Below are 21669 nucleotides of genomic sequence, written 5' to 3'. Positions count from 1 at the left end.
TAAAGGTCGTATCCAAATCGGCAACAGGCAATATTATCCGCCATACAGGCGTTGCTGGCTTGATTCACACACGCTCTTTGAGCAGTTTTAATGCGCGATGCCTAAAAAATAAGTATTTAATACGACACTTGGGGTCCGCTGGCGGCAAAAAAGGCCCGTCATGGGCCTTTTTTGCCGCCTGTGGACGGCTTATCAGGCCGGCACAGTGTCGTCTTCTGCCACGCTGGCGGCCTCGACTACCGGTGCCGTGCTCGTATCGGCCGGCGTAAAGTTGCGCAAAAACAAGAAGAACTGGCCCATCATCTGCGTCCACAGTTGCAGATTGATATCCAGGTACTCCTTGCTGACGCCGCCGGCAACCAGCACATCCATCTCCAGCACGACGAAATCGCCATGCTGGGCCACGCGGGCAAAACGCTTGCTGCGGTGCCATTCGGCCAGCAAGCCGGCCGGCAGGTCGCCGCCCTGCACGCGCAGCGGGCAACTCAGGGTCAGGTCCGCGTACTGGCCAGGCGACGCTTCATTCCCCCACAGCACCTGAAAGCCGATGCCATGGCTGGCGCTGTGCAGGCGCACGACGCCGTCGTGTTCGATGCTGGTCACGGCGCAGCCGGCCGCCTTGATGGCGTCGGCCGTTTGTTCCGCATTCAGGGTGGTCAGCAAGGTGTTGATGTGTTCCATCGTCATTCCATTCATTTCAAAAATAAAATTATTGGGGTGCCGGCGCGGGAGCGGCCGGCGTGTCACTTGATTGACGCGCATCAAAGCGGCCCTGGTACAGCTGGTCGCCGTACTGCTGGGCGATTTGCTCGAGTTTTACCCGGCTTTGTGCGGCGAACGGCTGGCGCGCTTTCATGACGTCCAGCACATCGAGGCCTTCATACGCTTGCAGGATGTCCTGCCCGGCCGCATACAGCTGGGCATTCTTGCTTTCGCAGCGCGCCAGCGCGCCGCGCTGCGCCGCCACCTCGCCATCGAGGCGCGCACGCTCCGCTGCCAGCTGCTTGCCCGTGGCGGCCAGCTGTTCGCCGGCCTGGCGGTACTGCGCCAGACTCGCGCTGGCCTCCTGCGCAGCGGCGGCACTGCGCTGCTGCTCGGCTGCCAGTTTCTCCCGCTGCGCGCGTTCCTGCGCCAGCTGCGACTGGCTACGCGCCAGCTCCTTCTTCAAGCCATCGCTGGCGGGCGCGGCCACGGGTGCAGCCTTGACGGCAGGCACGCCCTTGGCTTTGAGCATTTCCAGCTCGCCGCGCGTCTGCTGCAATTGCGCCGTGACATTGCGCAACTCGGCCCGCAAACGCTCTTCCATGCTCTGCCCCTTCTGTCCCTGCGCCTGGGCGGTGCTGGCGGCCAGCAAGCTCAGCAGCAGTAGCGGCAAGCGCATTTTGTTGGATATCAACATCATGGCTCCTTAAAAACGCGCGTTCAATTCGATTTGCAGGGTGTCGATCGACAGCGCCGAACCGAACACTTCGCGGCTCGACGTCCAGCGGCCATTGAGCCAGGTATTCTTGTCGAGCGCATACGCACCGCCCAGGTAATAGCCGCGCGCATTCGTGCCGCCCAGGTGGAAGGTGGAATCGTTGTAGGCGTCAGGCAGCGCGTCCGGTTCGATGCGCTTGTAGCCAAGCAGCACGTTCCAGTCGCCGCGCGCCGCCGGGCTGGCCTTGCCCAGGGTCGCCTGCAGCATGTAGGCATTGCCGCCGCTCTTGAAATCGGCTTGCGAAACGCCGCCCGTGCCGCCGAAGTTGTTCATGATGCCGCCCTTGGCGCGCGCCCACATTGCGTTCTTGTCGTAGGCCATGTTGCGCACATAGTCGCCTTCGATGCGCAAATCCGTGCCGCCCGCGACCTTGCTATCCCAGCGCGCATTCAGGTTGGCCAGGCGGAACTTCGAGGCCAGGCCCACGAATTGCGGCTGCGGCGTATTCGCCGGGTCCAGCGGGTTCAGGGCGATATTGCGCAGCAACATCAAGCTATTGCCCTTCTGCATGCTCGATGGACGCGACCAGTCCGTGCTGCAGCCATCGGCGCCCGCATACAGCGCGCACGGCTGCGAATATTCTCCGCTGATGTTGCGGAAGTTGTAGTAGGCCAGCGCACCGCGCAATTGATGGTCGCCATTGATCTTCCACGAGGCGCCCACCTGCGCACCGAGCAGCCACTTGTTTTCGCTGGACATTTTTGCCTGGCTGCGGCTAGGCGCATTGTCGGACGAATACTCGAGCGGAATCAGGCCCAGCGTGCCGAACACGGTAACGTCCTTGGCCGCGCCCACCGGCTGCTGCACCTTGGCGGCGATGCCGTCGAAATTGAGTTCGCTGGAAAACAGTTCGTCACCCGACACGAATGGATTGTCGAAGCGGCCCGCCGTCAGTTTCAGCCAGGAAGCGGGCTGATAGGACAGCCAGGCCTGGTCCAGCCAGATGTTTTTCTTGCCCAGGCCGCCGCCGAGGGTTTGCGTGGTCGATACCGGGCTGTCGTCATTGCCGCTGGCCAGGCGGATGCCCGCTTGCGTGCTGTCGGAAATGTCGGCCAGGATGCCCAGGCGGGCACGGGCGCGCAGCAAATTCTTGCGATCCTGACGCGTGTTCAGCAACGCCGGCAGGGCCAGGTTGGTGTTCGAATTGACGTCGTAGCCGCCGCCGCTGTTGAGCGAGCGCCAGTCGATCTCGATATTGCTGTTGGCCATGTCGTAGTAGCGCGATTCGTAGCGCGCGCGCACGTCGCCTTCCAGGCGGATGCGCTTGGTCCAGGCCGGCGTTTCATTCGGCGCCGCCCAGCCGCCCGCCTTGGCCTCGGCCAGCACTTGTCCCTTGATCTCGTCGCGGATCTGTTCGCGCACGGTTTGCGAAATATACGGCACGCGCACGTCGCCCGGCTGTACCTGCGCCAGGGCGGCCGGCGCGGCGGCCGGACGGGCTTGCGCGGCGGCCAGCGCTTCGCTCTGCGCCTGCGCCAGCAAGGCTTCGCCGGCATCCTTGTTCAGGGCGCCGCTCTGGATCAGGCCACGGATCAGCTTGACCATGGTGCTGTCGGCCGGTGCCTGCGCCTGTACGGTGCCTGCCGCCATGCTCAAGGCCAGGGCGGCCAGCGCCAGCGGAAGGCGGCGCGCACGCTGTGGGGTAGAAAATAAGGAATTCATCGCTTCTTTCGGTAAATGAGGAATTAAATTCATGCGCTATGGCCGGCGGCCTTTAATGGAAACGCGGGCCGGGAAACGCAGGGACGCCGGCGGCCGCTCATCGGCGCGGAAATCGCGCACCATGGCCAGCACCTGCTCATCCGTCTGCGCATTGCCCGTGCCTTGCACCAGCTGCACTTTCGTCGTCCTGCCTTCCGCATCGAGCCACAGGTCGACGCGGATATCGCTGAATGCCAGCTGGCGCGTGCGCGGATCGCGGGCGAAGGCCAGCTGCAGCGCATTGGCCACATAGCGGCCATACGATCCCGCGCCGAGGCCGCCGCCACCGCCGCCGCCCGTCATGCCGCCGCCGCGCCCGGCCTGGATGCCGAAGGCGTCGCTGCCGGCCTGCGCCGCGCCGTCGATGGTGACGGGGTCGCCCTTGTCCGGCGATGGGCTTTCCGGCGCGTCATCCATGGGCTTGTCGGCCGGCGTCGGTTCCGGCTCGGACACTTCCGGCACCACCTTGTCCGGCGTCGGTTCCGGCAGTTTTTCCGGTTCCGGCGGCGGCGGTGGCGGGGGTGGCAGCATCAGCATCGGCGGGGCCGCCACTTCGCGCTTGGTGGCCGCCGTGTCCGACAGCAAATACCAGACCAGCGCGGCCAGACCAGCGGCCAGCAGCGCGCCGCCGGCCACGCCGCCCCAGCGGCGCCACCACTGCGCCGCGCCCGACGGTTCCGAGGCGGCCGTCTTCATCATGTCGTCACGCTTCACCTTGCGCTCCTCATGCCGGCTTGCCGGTCACCAGGCCCACCTGGTTCAGGTCGATGCGGCGCAACAGGTCCAGCACTTCGACCACTTTCGCGTATTGCACGGCGGCGTCGCCGCGCACGATCACGGGGAAGTCGGGCGTCAGCGCCTTTTCCGTGCGCAGCCGCTCTTCCAGTTCCGGCAGGGTGACGGGATAGGCGTCGAGGAAGACCTGGCCCGCGTTGTCGATGGTGATGGCCTTGGTCTTCGGCTTTTCCAGCGCCATGGCCGAACTGGCCTTGGGCAGGTCGACCTTGATGCCGGGAATGCTGGCGTTGCTGGTCAGAATAAAAATCACCAGCACCACCAGCAGCACGTCGACGAAGGGCGTGATGTTGATGCCGCCGCTACGCTTGCGGGGGGTAAACTTGGCGGAGGTGGCCATGGTTATGCGCCCCTCACGCCTGCTGCAGCACGGGACGCATCTGGCGTCCGTCGCCCTGCTCTTCCGCCAGGCGCGTGGCGAATTCATCGACGAAGACGGCCATATCGGCGACGATGGCGTCCGAACGCGAGGACAGCCAGTTGTAGCCGAACAGCGCGGGAATCGCCACGCCCAGGCCGGCGGCCGTACACAGCAGCGCTGCCGCCATGCCCGGCGCCACCGAGTTGATGTCCACCGCGCCCGCCATGGCGGCCACGACGAACACCAGCATGATGCCGATCACGGTGCCGAACAGGCCGACGTACGGCGCGCCTTCGATGGTGGTCGACAGCCAGATCATGCGTTTCGACATGCGTTCGCTTTCGCGCACCATCACGCCATCCATGGCGGCGCGGATGGCGCCGATGGTCGCGTTCGAGACGGCGTTCAGGTCGTAGCCGCGGTCGTGGCGGCGACGCATCTCGTCGATGGCCACGTCATACAGGCGCCACAGCGAGGAATCCGTCTTCACGGAAGCGCTCAGCTTGCCGTTGCGCGCCAGGTGGTCGAGCGGTGCGCCGGCCGCTTCGTGGAACGATTGCATGAACTGGGCATTGGCGCGCGAGATGGCGCCATAGCTGCGGCCCTTGCCGATCATGATGATCCACGACAAGACCATCATCAGGCCCAGCACGCCGACGACGATCCAGGCGTCGAGCGGCATGGCGGCGATGATGAAGCCGAAATGGCTTTTGCCGGCCTGCTGTTCATCGGCGCCAAACACGGCCAGGCGCGATTCGGAACCTTGCGAGACGGCATCGGCCAGCAGCAGGGCGTCGGGACGGGCCGTGCGCGACAGGCGCAGCTCGTCGATGGCGCCCGTGAAGTTGGCCAGGCCGGCCGTGGTGTTGACGTCGGCGCCCACCGAAGCGGCCGTCGTAAAGGCTGGCAGGGCGGTGGCCAGCGAGACGGCCGGACGGCCGCCCACATACAGGGCCACGTTGGCTTTATCGGCCTTGACGGCCAGGTGCGACCATTGCGCGGCCTGGATAGGCTGGCCAGGCTTGCTGCGCTGGCCGTTGACCTGCACGAAAGGCACGCCCTGGTCCACGCCGATCAGCAATTCATTGGCGCCGTCGCGGCGCGCATACAGCACTTGCTGGGCGCCCAGGCTGTCCGGACGCACCCAGGCGGAAAAGGTGAACGGCGCGCCTGCGGCCAGCGCCAGCGATGGCGAGGCGGGCAGCATCAACGGCGTCGTGCCCAGGCGGGCGCCGGCGCCGATGACGGAACCGTCGAGCGCCGGCACGGCCGTCTGGGCATGGTTGCCGTAGGCGGTGCTGTCGCGCGAAGGCACGCCAGGCTCGCTGAAGTGGTACACCAGGCTGTAGTCGGGGTCAAACGTACGCTGGCCATTGCCGGAGGCGGGCGCCTTCGGATTGCCGTAGTACATCCACAGCTGCTGCGGCGTACCGGCCGTCAGGGCCGGCACGTCGACCCAGATCAGGGCGATGCCCAGCAGCGGGTTGAATTGCTCGATCTGGTGATTCAGCACGGTTTTATCGTCGCCCGCCACGAAGCGCAGGTCGGCGCCGTTGTCGCTGACGCCTTCGAAGTTGAAGTTACCCGAATGCAAGCGCAGCAGCACGGGGATGCGGCCGGGATCGCCGCCCACGGCGCCCGCCTTCGGGCCCGCGTCGACGGTGACGGGTTTGCGGTAAGCCCAGTCGGGCTGCCACCAGGCATGCGCCAGGCCGGGAACGAGCGTGCCCAGGATCGTGAGCAGAAAAAGAAAACGTTGCATGACAGTGATTCTCCGAAGAAAAGTCTAAAAAAGTGCAGTGCTGTTGAGCTGGCCCGTCAGTAGCTGGCCGACAGGTTGAAATTGATGCGGCGCACGTGTTTGTGCGTGCGCGGGCCATCGCGCAACGGATACGAAAAATCGATGCGGCCATTCAGGTAGCGCAGGAACTGGAAGCTGCTGCCCACGCCCACGGAGGCCAGGCCGAACAGGTCTTTCTGCTCGATCATCGGATCGCGCAGACGCAGGCGCGCGCCATCGGCAAAGGCGAATAAACGCCAGTTTTCCAGACGGCTGAAATACGTCAGCTGGGGCGTGCGCCATTCGACGGTGCCGGACACGCCGTAGTCGCCCGTCGCTTCGGCCGACAGGTAGCCGCGCACGGAATTGGCGCCGCCGGCGGCCATCTGTTCGCCCGACACGAGCGCCGCATCGGCCAGCTGGCCCGAGATGCGCCCATGCAGCTGCGCGCCGCTGCCCAGGGTGGTGGTGGCGTTGGCGTCGCCCTTCAGCACGAGGAAGCTGGGCGAGGCCTTGTAGCGCTTGTTGTCGTAGGCGGCGCTGTCGCTGCCGTAACCGAACGAAGCGCGCGTGCCGGCCACCAGCGACAAGCCCAGGCCGTAGGTCGCCGCGTCCGTCTGCGCGAAGCCGTTATACGACACGCTCAGGGGCACGTACTTGAGCGGAATATTGCTGCCGGCGCCATTGAGCTTGAGCGCTTCCTGGTTGTCCTTGAAATCGATGCCGGCGGAAAAACTGTGCCACCAGATACCGCTGTTGGGCACCGTGTAATTGAGCTTAATGCCCAGCGCATGGCCCTTGCCCAGCACGCTGGTGCCGCCCGTGCTGGCCACGTTGCTGTTCGACTGGTAGCCCGTCGCTTCCACGCTCCAGCCCTGCGTGCCGATCGGCGCCACGTATGAGGCGGACCACACCTTGGTCTGGTTCAGGTCGCCCGGCGTGCCGAAAAAGCTGATGGTGGCGCTATGCCCCATCTGCCACAGATTGTCGTGGCCGACCGACATGCTGGTACGCAATTTCTTCGTATCGGCGCTGTAATCGTTGTTCAAGCCCACGCTGGCGCGCCACGGGCTGCTGTCGTCCACTTTCAGGTCGACGTCCATGGTGCCGGGCAGGCTGCCCTGCTTGACCAGCGGCATCACCTGACGCTTGGGACCGCGGTTCAGGGCCGTCAGCTCCACTTGCGCCTGCGTAAAGTCGGGCACCTTGCCTTCCGTCAATGCCGGCACTTGCTGGCGCACGTCGAGCGGCGAGTTGTACTGCGCGCCGACCACGCGCAAGCGGCCCACCTTGGTTTCGCTCACCTGCAGCACCACCACGCCCTGCTCCACCTGCTGCTCCGGCAAGTCCACGTAGACGGACTGGTAGCCCCGGGCTTGATATGCCGCAACGAGGGCGTCGCGCGCCCCCTCCACGTCCTTCAGGGTGCGGCCCGGCCCCAGGAAGGGCGTGACCGCCGCTTCGATGGCGCGGGCGTCGAGCACGGTATTGCCGCGCACCAGGTATTCCTCGATCGTCACTTGCCGTTCGGGCGCGGCCACGGGGGCGGCTGCCGCGACGGCATCCTGGGCGCGGGCCATGCCGGGCAGCGCCAGCATGGCCAGGCACAGCATCGTCAAGGCGGTCGCGGGTGCCGCGGGTGCTGCCCCCTTGCCCTGTTTTGTCATCTCACGCATCTTCCATTCACCTTAAAATCAAACGGTTGCCCTGTGTTGCGGCGCTGGGCCGGCGTTTTTTTGTTGCCAATACTGATCTACTGATGCCTAGACAGCCGCCGCGCGCGGCGACTGCCGAATGTCATCAAATGTTCATAAAACTCACGGTTGCAGTCCGCGCCGCTCGTTCGGCGTGAGCGCCTGCAGCTGCGGCGCCGTCAACGGTCCCGCGCCCAGCACCTGCACCACGCCGGCCGGCTGGTAGCTGGACGCCTGCGGCTCGCCGCCCTGGTGCTTGCCGGCGCCGCCCTCGTCCGCCTGCTCGTTGCCGAAGCCCAATACTTTCACCGTGAACAGCGATGGCTGCGCCTGGCGCGTGGCGGCCCGTTCGCGCTGCAGCACGTCCTGCGCCGCCGTCACGGCTTGCGAGGCGGCCGCGCTGGCATTGCTGAGTGCTCCCACGTTCACCGAAGCGATGGTCGGGATACCCGTCGCCTTGCCCTGCACCTGGATGTTTTCCGCATTCACCACCTGCAAGGCGGCCAGGTTGACGTTGCCCGAGACGCGGATGCCCGCCTCGCCCGCATCGATGGTGCCCAGCGGGGCGATCAGGTCGATGTCGCCGGGCGGCACCTCCGGGATCGGATTCAGGGTGGCGATGCCGGCGCCCGTCGTCGGCGTGCTCGGCGACAGGCTGACGAGGCCGATGCTGTCGTAGGCGCGGCGCTGCGGCGTGTAGACGACGGTGGACTTGGTGCCGCGGCCCGCGTTGATGTCGCCCGTGGCCGACCAGGCCAGGATGTTGCCGCCGAACGTAGTAAAGATGCGGCTCTGGCCCAGCAGGATGCTGTCTTTCGCATACATCTGGATGTCGCCCTGTCCCTGCGTCAGCACGCCCGAACCTGCGCCCGGCGCATAGCCGCCGTCGACGCCGATCAGCGCGCGGCCGCCCGGCACGGTGATGCCGATGTCGCCGCCGAAATCCGTGTGGATGCCGGCATCGTTGACGGTCACGTAAGGCACGTTGTAGTCGGGACGGCCCGCCTCGGCCCATTCCTGCGGACTCAGGTAGCGCACGCCCGCGACGGGCCGCTTGGTGTACACGCCGCCGTATCCGCTGACGGTGTACAGCGCGCTGCTGAACATGGTCAGGTCGCCCTGGTACTCGATCTTCTTGCCCGCCTTGTCCTGCGCCGGGAAGAGGGTGGCGATGGCTTCGCGGCCGCGCAGATAGCTGCCGCGGCGCACGCCGTCCGCATCGTTGTACTCGCGTCCGGCCGCCTTCAGCTCGGCAAAATAGACGTTGCTCAGGTACACCTGCTGCTGTTCCTTCGGCAAGGCGGCAAAGAAGCTGCGCGCATCGGTGGCCGGGTCGTAGCGGATGCCCAGGCCGCTGTCGCCGCCAAAGCGCGTCGTCAGCCAGTTCACCAGGTGCAGCTGGCTGACCTGCGCGTATTCGCGCGCCAGGTCGCGCCGCACGGCGCCCGTTTGCTGGCCGGCCTTTTCCAGTTCGGCCTGCTTCGTGCCGAGGAAGGCGGCAGCGCCCGCCTCATCGCCTTTGTAACCAAACTGGCCGCGCAGCCAGTCGGCCAGGGTCAGCTTGCCGCCGTAGACATACACGGCGCTGCCGGCCTGGTCGGCCAGCGGCTTGCCTGGGTCGGCCAGCTTGGCCGGGTCCAGGTAGCGCGCCGCGAAGGCCGCATAGTCGGGACCGTTGCGGCCCACGCCGGCGGCCACGCTGATGCCGGCGCCATCGCCGCGCTTGTCCTGGCCGACATGGACGATGGAGCCGAGGCTGCGCAATTCCGCCTTGTCGGCCATGTACAGGTCGCGCCCGGCGCTCACATTGAGCTGGCCCGGCCCCGCCACATAGAAGGTGCTGTAGCGGATATCGCGCCCGGCGCTGACGACGGAAACGTCATCGGCATGACGGTGCACGAACAGATTGCCGCGCGCCGACGAGCTGCCGAAGACGACCGGCTTTTCCGGCAGTTCGGGACTGTTGGCAAAGGGCTGGCCGGTCCATCCCGCCGCGCCGTCCGGCACGCTCTCGACCGTTCCCAGCGGCGTGCCGGAATTGACGATGTCGCGTCCGGCACGCACGGCCACGGCGCCACCGCCTTCATACCAGAGGCCCAGCGGGCCCGTTTCGCCCTTCAGCTTCGCCCGGTACACGATGCCGCCCGTGCGCAGGCCGACGATGTCGCCGCTGTTGGCATAGAAGTGCGCAGGCAACTGGCCTGCCGGCACATAGTCGGAAACCGTCGGCGGGGTCATGCTGAACAGCGGATACACTTGCTGATTGGCATCGCTGGCGCCATTCGACGTCGTACCAAACCATTTCAATGCCCCGGGCGCCAGCGCATCGGCGCTGACGTTATGCAGCGGCAGCAGGCCGAACCAGACCTTGTCCAGGGCGCCGACGAAGCCCGGATTGAACGGATTCGGCAGCATGCGCGGGTCGGCGCCCGATGGCGTGATCGGATAACCGGCCGCATGGATGGAGTCGGCGGCCAGCATTTCCAGCTGGCCCGCGCCCGTCCTGACAAATTGCGGTGCCACCGGCGAGGGTGCCAGGATCACGCCGTTTTGCGGCATGTCCACCTTGCCGCCATCTCCCAGCCTGCCCAGGCTGGCATTGCCGTAGTACAAGCTGCCGCTGGCGGCCACGGCGCGCAGCACGGACGGCATGACGAAGCGCCCGTCCGTCGGCGCGTGGTTGTCGCCGGCCATCGCATTGATCCAGGACGAGGTGGGCGTCAGGTTGCCGCCCGCGCTGAACAGGTCGATGGCCGTGGCCGGCGTCCACAGCGAGAACCAACTCCAGCCTTCGCCGGTGCGCTCCACGCCCTTGTAGCTGAACGGCGAACCATAGCCCAGTTGTTTCACGCGGCCCGCATCGGCCACGCCGCCCAGCACCACGTCGCCGCGCGCATCGATGCGCACGCCGCTGTCGCCCGGTACCAGGATGGGCCCGCCGCTGGCGATCGCCGTGCCCGCCGTGTAGGTTTCATACGGACGCGATTCCGTCGGATCGGCGCGGTCGAAGCGCAATTCGATGCCGCCCACGGCGCCCGCCTCCAGGCGCAGCGCACCGCGCAGGTTGGTGAGCGTGCTGTTCAGGCCAGGGATCTGGCGTTCGAAACGCGTGTTCGGGTTCGGCCGGTCGCTATTGCTGTCGAAGCTGCGCACCTCGGCCACGGGGTTCAGCCCGCCGCCGATGCGGATATCGAGGTCGCCGCCGCCCGTCAGCAGCAGCTTGCCGTCCGGCGTCACCCTGCCCGTGCTGCCCACGGCCACGTTCAGGCCCTGGCTGCGCGGCGCGAACTCGCCGCCCGGATCGGCGCGCGAGGCCAGCATGCCGGCGTCGCCGCCCGCCTGCAGCAGCAGATTGCCGCCACCCAGGGTGCCGATGCCCGTGAAGCCCGACAGCCCCGGCAAGCCCGAGAACAGGTCGACGCCTTCGGGACGCGCGACATAGGTGCCGAAATTGATCCACCATGCCGTGGGCACCCCCGCGCCCGTGCTGCCGCTGCCCTGGCGCCACAGCCAGGTGCCGATGTCGCTGGTGTCCTGCTGCGCGCGCAGCCAGCCGATGGCATCCTCGCGGCGCTGGGTGAAGCTAGCCAGCGTATCGCCCTTGACGTCGCCCTGGGCGCGCAGCAGCAGGTTGCCGCCATGCTCGGGATACCAGGCGCGGTACAGGCTCCGGCTGCCGCCATCGACGAACGGCGTAAAGTCCTGGCCCAGCGCCCCCAGCAGCTGGCCCTTGGCGTTCAGGCCGCGCGGCAGGTTGAACAGATCCTTGCCGTTCACCAGCGGCGAGGCCGACTGCGTGCCCGCCGTGTAGACGCCATACAGCGAACGCATGTCGAAGTCGCCCGCGGCGAGCAAATCGAGGTCGCCCGTGCCCGTGCGCAGCACGCTGAACAGGGGCTGGCGCGCCGGCGCAGTCACGTGCACGTATTCAGGCTCCGTGCCATCCTGAATCTTGACGACGATTGCGCCATATTCATTGAAGCCAAGCAGCGCTTCTTCGTCGGGAAAGAAAGTCAGGTCGATAGGCGTGCCCGGTATCTCGCCAAACAGGCCGGCATCTTCGCCCCATTCATACTTTGCGGGCAAGCCAGTGCCTGGAACCAACTCGCGGACAGTGCCCATGCCGTAATGCGCATCGGCCAGCATCAGATGGGCGTCCTTCGCATGCGGGCGCAGGGCGCGCGTGTCGGCCGCAGCCGTATCGGCGCCGCCCACCAGGCGCAGCGACCACGCTTGCGAACCCTGGGCCAGCATGGGCGCCAGCGCCAGGTTGCGGCCCTGGCTGCCGCTGCCATCCTCGCTGCGCAGCGACACCATGGTGACGTCGCCCGGCAGCCTGACCACGGTGCCGGCGGGCAGCACGCTGCCCTTGTCCAGCGCCAGCGCCGAGGCCAGCACCACGCCATTGACGGCATTCGTGCCATCGGCCACGTCCCACGGCCGGCCTTCCGGGAAAGGCAGGGCCACGTTCGCCGGCCACACCATGGCCGCCACCTGGGCCGCGCCGGGCAGGCGCAGGCCGGCATCGAGCTGCATGCCGCTCGATAAGGTCAACGCCTTGGGCAAGACGGTGCCGGCCGCGTACAGCACACTGCCGTCGGCATTGCGCACGGCGCCGCCCAGCACGCTGCCTGCAGGCAAGTTCAACTCCGCCGTCAAGGTGGCGCGCGCCGCCAGCAAGGTGCCGCTGCGCAACTCCATGGCTTTCATCGGCACGGCGAAATTGACGCTCGTGCCCGATTTGAAATAGGTGTTTTCGGCCAGGGTCACCAGGCCCGCCTGCGGCACGACGACCTCGCCGCCCCACGGCAGCCGGCCTTTCACCAGTTGCCAGCCCTTGTCATCGATCGTGACGGGCAGGACGCTGGTATCGAATCCATCGGTGATACTGCCAAAGACGCTGAGCTTGCCGCCGGCGCGCAGCACCAGCGCACCGGCCTCGCCCGAGCCGTACACGCCGCTCAGGCGCGCCAGCGGATTGACGCCGTCGTAGCGGTGGCCGGACAGGTCGATGTCGCCATCGATATGCAGGTCACCGCCCGGCGTGGCGCTGACGATCTCGACGCCGGGACGCAGGTGGAAGGCGTTGGCGTCGCCGCGCAAGCCGCGCAATTTAGTGTTCATCAAATTGCCGTTGGCCAGCGCATTGGCCATGAAGGCCTGGCTGTCCCCGTGTTTTTCGTCCAGGTAAGCCTGGTTGATGCCCTGGTAGCTGCGGCCGTCCGCATCCTTGCCCGTGCCCGCCGGCGCATCCTTGTATTGCCAGAAGGCATTGACGTTGATCGTGCGCGCGCCGGCGATGTTCAGCGCGCCAGCCGCGTCGATGTCGATGTCGTCGCCCGTGGCGCCGCCGAGGCGGCGCGCGTTCAGGTCGATGCTGCCGTAGTTGCCGCCCTTGTCTCCGCTGCGCAGGTCGAAACGCGCGCCGTTTTCCAGGGTCAGGCGGCCGCCCGGCGATGCCAGTTCGATCACGGCGCGGTTCGGCGCCTCGATCACCTGGCCATAGCTGTCCGTGCGCAGCAGCGTGCCGTGCGCATCGAGCACGGCGCCCGATTGGATGGTCACGCCGTCGCGGCCGGCCAGGCGAATGCTGCCCACCTGTTCGCCGCTGGCGTCGATGCGGCCGTTCACCATCAGGCTGCCGCCGTCGACGGAGACGCTCACTTCGCGCGCCTTGAGCTCGTCGCCGATGGCCAGATTGCCCTGTTTGAGCTGGAAGCTGCGGCTGCCGAATACCTTGCCCGTGTTCAGGCGCTGGTTCAGGCCGGCGAAATCGCCGACGTGCTGGGCCCGCAGCTCCAGACCGCCCGCCGCGTAGGCTACCTGAGTGCCGCCCGCGTCATAGCTGCCGCTGGCGCCGCCCAGCAGGCTGCCGCGCAAGTCGGCCGTGCCCGCCGCCTCGCCCGTGGCGATCACGCTGAGCTTGCCGGCGCGGTTGTGCACGGCCGACACGTCAATCACGGAAGCGGCCGCCTGGCGCACGTCGCCCTCGCGGCTGTCGAGGATCACGTCGCCGCCCCAGCTGTACTTGCTGGTGTCATAGAAATCGATCTTGCGGCCCGCCAGGTCCAGCTTGGCCTTGTCGCCCAGCAATACGTCGCGCTCGGCCGACAGGGTCAATTTTCCGCTCGGCAAGACCACCGCCGTATCCACGCTGACGCTGTTGCCGCTGAGCGCCACTTCGGCGCCCAGGGCGCCGGCCAGCGCCGCATTCGTCGGCGTGGCGGCGGCGGCACCGGCCGGCGCGCTCACCTTGAGGTCGCCGCCCGCCGTGATGCGGTTGACGGAACCGGCCGCGCCCGTCAACAGCGGCGTGTTGATCAGCAAATCGCCGCCGCTGTAGCGGTAGCCATTGGTGGCCGTATCCCACGCGCTTTGCGACTGGTAGACGGACAGGCTGCCCTTGTTGTTGGCCGTCAGCTGTTCGCTGGCATTCAGCGCCACCTGGCCGAAGCCCAGCACCAGGCGGTCCAGCTTGTGGATGGTGTCGGGACGGCTGTCCGGCGTGAAGCCGAACTCGATGCGCTTGGCGTCGACCTGCAGGCGGCCGCTGCCCGTGCCGGGGCCAGCGGCGACCACCGCGCCGGGCGCGTTCGTCGCGCCCTGCCACACGAGGGTGTCCGTGTGGATGCGCGCCAGCGCGTCCGGGCCGCCATAGCCGTAGATGGCGGGCGTGTTGAGCACCAGGCGCGACAGCGACGACTTGCCCGTGGCCGCATCGATGGTCGACAGCTGCGACGAATCATAGAAGTTGAAGGAATTGCGCGCCGTCAAACCCAGGTTTTCCAGCGCCGGTGCGCCGGTGCTGGTATCGCCGCGCAGCAGGCGGTCGAGCACGCCCTGGTTCAGCGCCAGGCCGTCCGGCAAGACGCCGCGGGCGCTGGCGTCCGCCAGCGACGCCTCGCTGCCGACATTGATCGACCCCATCGCCAGCACCAGGTTGCGCGTGCCGTAGCGCACGTTGTCGCGCAGGGTAAATGCGCGCTCCGTCACGGCGGCGATGGTGCCCTCGGAATACAGCGCGGTGCTGCCGCCGCAGGCGCCGCCCGCCTTCGCACACGCGCCGATATCGATGATGCCGGGGCCATACGATTCGGACGACGGCGGCGCAGCCGGCAGCATGTCCAGCCAGCCGTTCGAGACGGCCAGCACGCTGCCCATGGGCTCATACACATAGCCGTCGCGGGAATCCCAGGCGGCCTTGCCGCGGCCCAGCGTATTGATGCCGGAGCCCTGCTCCAGGATGATGCCGTCGTCTTTTCTCGCCGTCACCAGAAACACTTCGGCCGCCTTCAGCACGGCGCCGTCGCGCAGCACGATGCCGCCCGCCGATTCCTTGATGGCGGCAATATTGGCGCGCTGGTTGCTGCCCGTGCCAAAATCGCTGTAGTTCACGCGCGGCAAGCCGCCGATGCCCACGCGCTGGGCGCCGAAGGCATTGATCTGCGAGGCATGCACGGAGACGCCATTGAAATCGGCCAGCGGCGCCGTGCCGTCGGCCAGCACTTCGTAGCGGGTCGACGCATGGTTGCCCGTGCCCAGCAGCAGGGAGCCGCCGAAGCCGCCTTCGGCCGGCGCATACAGGGCGCTGCCATCCATCATCAACGGCGTATGGTTGTCCTTGACGCTGTGCACGGACGGGGCGATCAGCTGCACGCGCACGCCCTTGGCATCGCGCTCCAGCGTGGCGCGCGGCACGCCGTCGCGCGTGGCCTGCGCCACGGCGAAGGCGGCATAGCCCGTCTCGTTGTATTGGGAATAGGTGCGCAGCACGTCGGCCGGCGTGAGGATGGCCTGGCGCGCCACCACGTCGCGGATTGCCGTGCCGGCCACGCCCGTCTGCGCCGCCGTCGCATACGAGCCATTGCGCATGGCCACCGTGCCGCCCGCCTCGACGGCGCCGGCCAGGCCATTCAGTTCCACGCGGAAGGCACCAGGCAGCAGGGCGAAATTCGATGGCAGCAGGGTGTAGGTGCCGGCCGCCAGGCCGGGCACGCCTGCGGCTATGGTGATCTGACGTCCCACGGCGGGCTTGCCCGCGCCTTGCTCGGCCGTCAAAGGCGCCACGTCCGGCTGCACGCCGGGAAGGATGGCGTACACGGGGTTGGTGTTCAGGCCGGGCAGGGTGAAACCGCCGTTCGGCTTCATCTGCACCAGCGGATTGAGGCGCGCATCGGTCGAGCCGCCGCGTCCGGCCAGGAAGGCCGCGCCCGTCAAGGTGCCGCCGCCCGACAGGTCGAGCACGGCGCCTTGTTGCACGTCGACGGCGGCGCCCGTCAAGGCGATCTCGGGGCCATTGCCCACGCCCTTGAACACGACATCGTTGCCGTCATACAGGTAGCTGAGGCCATCGAGGGTGCCGCCGTAGGGCATCGTCAAGCCCTTCGCGCTGACGGACGTCAAGCTACCAGGCAACAGGTTGACGCGGCCCGTATTGGCTTCGTAGCCTTCGGCACCCAGGTTGATCTGGCCCAACGGCGCGCGCAGCACGCCATGCTGGTTGATGGTGGGCGCGACCAGGCTCAGGGTACCGAACACGGAGAACGGCTGGTTCGGCATGGCGCCGTCGCCGCTGCGCCCGATATTGAGCGTGCGCAGGGGATCGAGCGTGACGCGGATATTGCCATACTCGTCGATGCCGCTCTGCTGCCCCACCGTGACCATGCCGCTGTCGCCCGTGGCCGGGTAGATCTGCGCGGCCACCAGGCTGGCATTGCCGGGCTGGTACAAGGCGGCGCTGTTCGACAGGCGCATGTCGCCGCGGCTGTTCAGGGTCAGCTGCTCGAAGGCGTCGCGCTCGACCACCAGGTCGGCGCCGCTGCTCTGCGCGATGGTGCCGCGCGTACCCATGTTGACCTCGCCCGCGATATCGAGCATGCCCGCATCGATGCGCAGCAGGGAATCCTCGGCCACCAGCGGCACGCCCAGCATGCCGCGTCCCTTGCCCAGGTTCTTCGAGCCCTTCACGGCATTGGGCACGATGTAATCGTCCTTCTGCGTACGCACGGCCGTGCCCAGGCGCACGTACGGCGCCGCCAGGTGCATCTGGCTGGCGAGGCTGCCCGCCTTTTCCTCGCCATCGGGCAAAGGCTGCTGCGCCAGGCCCAGCGAACTGGCGCTCAGGCGCAGGCTCTGGCCCAGCGACAGGCTGACGTCGCCGTCAAAGCTGAGCATGCCGTTCACGTGCAGGGCCAGGTTGTCGAAACCGCCGGCCTGCACGCGGTCGGCGCCCAGGCGCGCGCTGCCGTAGCGCAGCGCCGCATCCTGCTGGCCGGCGCGCAAGTCGTCGGGCAAGGCGCTCTCGCCCTGCACCTGCGCCAGCTGCATTTCGCGCGGCACGCGCACCGCGTTGTCCACGTTGTCGCCTTGCAAGTTGTAGCGGTTGACCTTGCCATAATTGGGCGTGTCCAGCGCCAGCGCCAGGGTGCCGCCGGCCGCCCCGGCGCCGCCGGCCGCCGCGCGCAGGGTGCCGTCGGCGAAGATGCCGTTATACGAACTGAGCGAGATCAAACCGCCGTTGCCGGCCACGTCGACGGTACCCTGGTTCGGCAAGTCCAGCGTGGCGTGCGCGCCGCTGGCGTCGAGCAGCGCGCCCGGACGCACGACGACAAAGGCATCGGCCGCGTCGATGCTGGCGGCGTCAGCCTTGTAGCGGGCGCCGATTTCGATGCTGCCGCCCTGGTCGGCACGGCCATAGCGCCCGCCGCGCATGTCGGTAGCGACCGTGGCGCGGCCGGCCACGTCGAGCACGGCCTTGTCGCCGATCCAGATCGAGGTGGCTTGTCCCTTGCCGTTCGGTACATCCACCTCATTGCCCGTGCCAAACGTGCCCGGCAGGACGGCGATTTTGCCACCCCAGGCTTCGAGCTTGCCATCGATGGTGATCTGGTCATTGCCCGTCAGGCTGATCTGGCGGCCCGGATCGACCTTGACGACGGCGCCTTCCTGCACCGCCAGGGCGCCCTTCACGTAGGAGCTGCCGGCCGTCAGCGACAAATTCGCGCCAGCGCGCTGCGTCAGACTGGCCTTGCGCGCATCTTCCTGGTACAGCTCCGGCGTCCACACTTCCAGCGCGGCGCCAGGATCGGTGCCGCCCGCCACCGTACGGCCCGTGGCGGGATTGAAACGCAGCACGGGCATGGTGACATCGATCTGCGCATTCTTGACGACCACGACGCCATCGCGGCCCGTGACGGCATAGTCGGCAAAACCGCTCTGGAACAGGCTGGCGTCCAGCGCCAGCAGCGGCTTGACGGTCGCGTCGCGCCCCAGCACCGTGCCGGCCGGCAGCAGCAGGCCGCGCGGCGCGCGCAAGTCGTCGGCGGCGATGCTGCCCGCCGCATACTGCGTCGTCACCGGCTGGATCGGCAAGCCGTTCGGAAAGACCTCCGCCGACACCACGAAACCGGGATTCAAGCCATTGATGACCGTCAGCACGCTGCCAGCTGGAACGGTGGAGCCAGCCCAGACATACGTCTTGTTGTCGATGACGACGTGCGCGCCTGGCGGCAACAGCAGGTCGGCACCCAGCACCAGCGGTTTCTGCACCGACACATCCACCGTCACGGGTTTGCTCAAGACCTGGCCCGGCTTGATCAGGCTGGTGCTGAGCGCAAAATCGAAGGGTATCTTCTCGCCCTGGGCGATCAGGAATTCATCGGCCAGGCGCAGGCCCGGCGCAGCGCCGGTCCCCGCCGCCAGCACGTCGCCTTCGAGCAGCTTACCGCCGATGCTGACGGCTGCGCCGCTGTCGATCACCAGGCGCCCGCCGCCCTTCACGCCATGGCCGCGCAATTCGCCGTCGAGCTTGAGCATGGCACCCGTCGGCGCTTTTTCCGTCGGCAGGTCGACCGCCAGGGTGATGTCGCCGCCGCGCCCGCCCTGCAGGCTGCCATTGCTCATCAGGGCGGCGCCGGACGAGACGTCGATGACGCTGCCGCCCGTCAGGTCGATGCCGCCCGAGCTTTTCAGGGTGACCTTGCCGCCATTCACATACGGCAAACCGGCGACGGCGCCCGGGTCCAGTTCCAGGTTGCTCCACAGGCCGCGCGCATCGAGGCGCACGCCGGGCGCCACGCGCACGCCGGCCGTTCCCGTGGGACGGTTGTCCGGCACCAGCTTGCCTTCAGCCCATACGTCGCCCGCACCCGCCAGGTAGCGCGAAACAATGTCGCCGGCGGCGATGCTGCCGCCGCGCGCGCTCACGTTCGCCTTCAGGGCCACGTCGGTGGCGTGCAGGGCGATGTCGCCGCCATCGGCCACGCGCACGTCGGCATTGACGTCGAGCTTGTCGTAGGCATAGATATTCAGGGCACCCAGCTCCAGCCCGTTGAGCCAGTCGGCATCGAGCTGCAAGGTCTTGCTGCGCGCGGCCGGCAAGGCTTCGCCCAGCAGCTGGCCATCGGCGATGCCCGCCACCTTGCCGATTTGCACCTTTTCCAGCACGGCTTGCGGGCTGTCGCGCAGCTGGCCCGTCCTGGTATCGAAGACGGGCGTCATTTTGCCCACGATCAATTGACCGGCGCGCGCCGCCGACGTCTGCGCCTGCTTGTAGCTGTCCATGCCGTCATCGCGCTTGCGCTGCTGGCGCTCGCCCTGGAACACGGACGTATCGATATCGCCTTCCAGCACGGCCGCGCCCGTGGACACGATCAGGCGGCCCGCGTCGCGGCCCACCGTATAGCCGTTTTCCAGGCGTTCGCGCGGGCCGATCAGGGCATTTGCATGGGTTTCCGTCGTGTTCGCGCCCCAGCGCGCATGCGTGCTTTCATAGCCGCGGTACAAGCCCGTGTACAGATTGTCGCCAGGGGCCGTGCTCAGCTTGTACATGGCGCCATCGGCGCCCTTCAGCCACGTCTGCTTGACCATGCCCGTCTGCACGTCGAGCGAACCGCCGGCGATGTTGATGCGCGAACCGGCCTGCGTCACCACTTCGCCGCCGCCAAAGCCGACGGTGCCGCCCTGGGCCGCCCACTCGCCGATGCCGTGGCCGCTGGTGTTCAGGTAGCCGCTCACTTCCAGCAAGCCGCCGGCCGTGTACCAGCGGTCCGTGGCGTAGCCATTCGTGCCGGCCGGCACCAGCACCAGGTCGCGGCGGTCGACCCACACGTCGCTGTTGTTCAGGTATTTCGCGTCGCGGCTGCCCGGTGCGTCGCGCTGTTCGTTGCCTTGCACGTTGATCAGCACATTGTTGCTGCTCATGTCGACCTTCACGCCGACGGCGCCCGAGACGTCGATGGCGGCGTCGCGCGCCACGTGGCTGCGGCGGGCCGCGTCGACCAGCACCTGGCCGCCCGTGGCCAGGGTCAGCGAGTCGCCTTCGAACTCGACATTGCCAGCGGAGACGACGCGCACCAGCGACTGGTCGCGCCGGTCCTGCGGCGTGTCCGTGCCCTTGCCCGTGTCCTTCAGCAAGGTATCGCGCTGCACGTCGAGCGCCGTGGCGCCGTTGTCGTCGATGACAATGGCGCTGACGCTGCCGCGCGCCAGGGTGACGCCGGCATTCTCGCCCGCCGCCGCCAGGTGGATGCTGCCGCGTCCGTTGACGCTGGTGCTCGACAGCAGCACGCCATCCTGGCGCAGGGTGTTGCCGCTCAGCGTGATGTCGCCGCCGGCCGCCTGGATCAGCCCGTTGTTGACGACGCTGCCCGCCTTGCTGTCCGCCACGCGCAGCATCTCGACTTCATTGCCGCGCGTGCTCGAATACTGGTTCTTGTCCGTGCCCTGGCCCGGGCGCACGACGATGGCGTCGCCGGCGGCCAGGGTGGTCTGGCCATTCGGCGTGGTGATGGCACCCGCGTTGTCGACGCTGCGGCCGGCCAGCAGCACGTAGCCACCGCCTTCCGTCACCGTCTGCGGCTTGCGCGTGTCGATGCGCGCGCCGGCGGCGACGACGACGTCCGCCTCGGCCTTGCCATGCGTGGAGGTATTCTGGCCCAGCAGCAAGTCATTCGCGAAGGTCGGCACGGCGCCCGTGCCCTGCGCCTTGCCGTACAGGCCGCTCTTGAACTGGCTGTCGCTCATGCCCATGGCGGCCGCCGCCAGGTTGCGCGTATCGACCTGGCTGCTGCCCGTAAACACGATGCCGTTGCGGTTGACGATCATCACCGTGCCGTCGGCCTTGATCTGGCCCTGGATCTGGCTGGGGCGCGCCAACGGATCATTGACGCGGTTCAATACGGACCAGTTTGATTTCTGGTCGAATTGCAAGCTGGTGTTCTTGCCGACGTTAAAACTTTCCCAGTTCAGTATCGCCTTGTCATCCGTCTGCACGACCTTCACGACGGTCTTGCCGTCGGCCTGGGTCTGCACGGGGCCCTGGGCATTGAGCCAGCCGGCCGTCAGGCTGTTCGTGTCGACCTGCAAGCCGCCCTTGACCAGGCCATCGGGCGCGCCGCCCGCCGCCAGCGCCGCCTGGCGCGCAGCCGCCTGCACCGCCTGCTCGGCGGCGATGCCGCGCGCGGCCAGCAACAGGTTATTCAGCGATTGCTGCAGCTTGCCTTCGGCCTTTTGCTGCTGCAGCAGGGGATTGTTCAGCGAGGTGGCCGGCTGGCCATTCGGCAAGCGTCCCGTGGCGGTGGCCGCGCCCTGGTTGGCGCCCTTGCCCGCGAACCAGGCGCCGCTGAACGGCTGCTGCGCCTGCGCGCCGCCCGCCTGCAGCAGCATGGCGATGGCCAGCGCCAGCGGTTTCAAGCGCACCGGGCGGCCCGTCTGGCTGCCCGCCATGGCGGAGGAGGATGCGTGTTTCGTGACCGACTTGCTTCGCTGCATGGCGACATTCCCTTTTCATGTTCCGTTGCTGACCGATATCGCGAGGCGGCGCGCGGCACGCACGGCGGCGGGCGGCGGGCACTGATTC

The 21669-nt window shown here is 67.6% G+C and carries 8 protein-coding genes; all 8 read right to left on the bottom strand.

Going from position 1 to position 21669, the window contains the following annotated elements; all coding sequences use genetic code 11:
• Positions 1-192: 192 nt before the first annotated feature.
• The 8 genes from AC07VH_RS27395 to AC07VH_RS27360 all read right to left on the bottom strand — a co-directional run bounded on the left by AC07VH_RS27395 (position 193) and on the right by AC07VH_RS27360 (position 21581).
• Positions 193-681, bottom strand: coding sequence for a YbjN domain-containing protein (locus AC07VH_RS27395; RefSeq protein ID WP_494788892.1), 489 nt, complete (start codon positions 679-681; stop codon positions 193-195).
• A gap of 28 nt (positions 682-709) precedes the next feature.
• Positions 710-1402 carry a hypothetical protein gene (locus AC07VH_RS27390; RefSeq protein ID WP_494788891.1) on the bottom strand — a complete coding sequence of 231 codons (693 nt, stop codon included), beginning with the start codon at positions 1400-1402 and terminating at the stop codon, positions 710-712.
• 6 nt (positions 1403-1408) lie between these two features.
• Positions 1409-3142 carry a putative porin gene (locus AC07VH_RS27385; RefSeq protein ID WP_494788890.1) on the bottom strand — a complete coding sequence of 578 codons (1734 nt, stop codon included), beginning with the start codon at positions 3140-3142 and terminating at the stop codon, positions 1409-1411.
• Positions 3143-3178: 36 nt separating this feature from the next.
• Positions 3179-3895 carry an energy transducer TonB family protein gene (locus AC07VH_RS27380; RefSeq protein ID WP_494788889.1) on the bottom strand — a complete coding sequence of 239 codons (717 nt, stop codon included), beginning with the start codon at positions 3893-3895 and terminating at the stop codon, positions 3179-3181.
• A gap of 10 nt (positions 3896-3905) precedes the next feature.
• Positions 3906-4316, bottom strand: a complete 411-nt coding sequence (locus AC07VH_RS27375) for an ExbD/TolR family protein (RefSeq protein WP_034753784.1) — start codon at positions 4314-4316, stop codon at positions 3906-3908.
• A gap of 13 nt (positions 4317-4329) precedes the next feature.
• On the bottom strand, positions 4330-6099 hold the full coding sequence (locus AC07VH_RS27370; RefSeq protein WP_489629405.1) for a DUF2341 domain-containing protein: 1770 nt from the start codon (positions 6097-6099) through the stop codon (positions 4330-4332).
• Between the two features lie 56 nt (positions 6100-6155).
• Positions 6156-7793, bottom strand: a complete 1638-nt coding sequence (locus tag AC07VH_RS27365; protein WP_494788888.1) for a ShlB/FhaC/HecB family hemolysin secretion/activation protein — start codon at positions 7791-7793, stop codon at positions 6156-6158.
• 141 nt (positions 7794-7934) lie between these two features.
• Positions 7935-21581, bottom strand: a complete 13647-nt coding sequence (locus AC07VH_RS27360; RefSeq protein ID WP_494788887.1) for a filamentous hemagglutinin family protein — start codon at positions 21579-21581, stop codon at positions 7935-7937.
• Positions 21582-21669: the final 88 nt, after the last annotated feature.

The organism is Janthinobacterium sp. GW821-FHT03C10, from assembly GCF_059420865.1.
The sequence above is the reverse complement of the archived record's forward strand: the minus strand, read 5'-3'. Positions and strand labels throughout refer to the sequence as shown.

What these genes read in the sequence shown, in the direction of transcription:
- AC07VH_RS27395 (WP_494788892.1), bottom strand. Translation starts at nt 681, where the DNA reads ATGGAACACATCAACACCTTGCTGACCACCCTGAATGCGGAACAAACG.
- AC07VH_RS27390 (WP_494788891.1), bottom strand. Translation starts at nt 1,402, where the DNA reads ATGATGTTGATATCCAACAAAATGCGCTTGCCGCTACTGCTGCTGAGC.
- AC07VH_RS27385 (WP_494788890.1), bottom strand. Translation starts at nt 3,142, where the DNA reads ATGAATTCCTTATTTTCTACCCCACAGCGTGCGCGCCGCCTTCCGCTG.
- AC07VH_RS27375 (WP_034753784.1), bottom strand. Translation starts at nt 4,316, where the DNA reads ATGGCCACCTCCGCCAAGTTTACCCCCCGCAAGCGTAGCGGCGGCATC.
- AC07VH_RS27370 (WP_489629405.1), bottom strand. Translation starts at nt 6,099, where the DNA reads ATGCAACGTTTTCTTTTTCTGCTCACGATCCTGGGCACGCTCGTTCCC.
- AC07VH_RS27365 (WP_494788888.1), bottom strand. Translation starts at nt 7,793, where the DNA reads ATGCGTGAGATGACAAAACAGGGCAAGGGGGCAGCACCCGCGGCACCC.
- AC07VH_RS27360 (WP_494788887.1), bottom strand. Translation starts at nt 21,581, where the DNA reads ATGCAGCGAAGCAAGTCGGTCACGAAACACGCATCCTCCTCCGCCATG.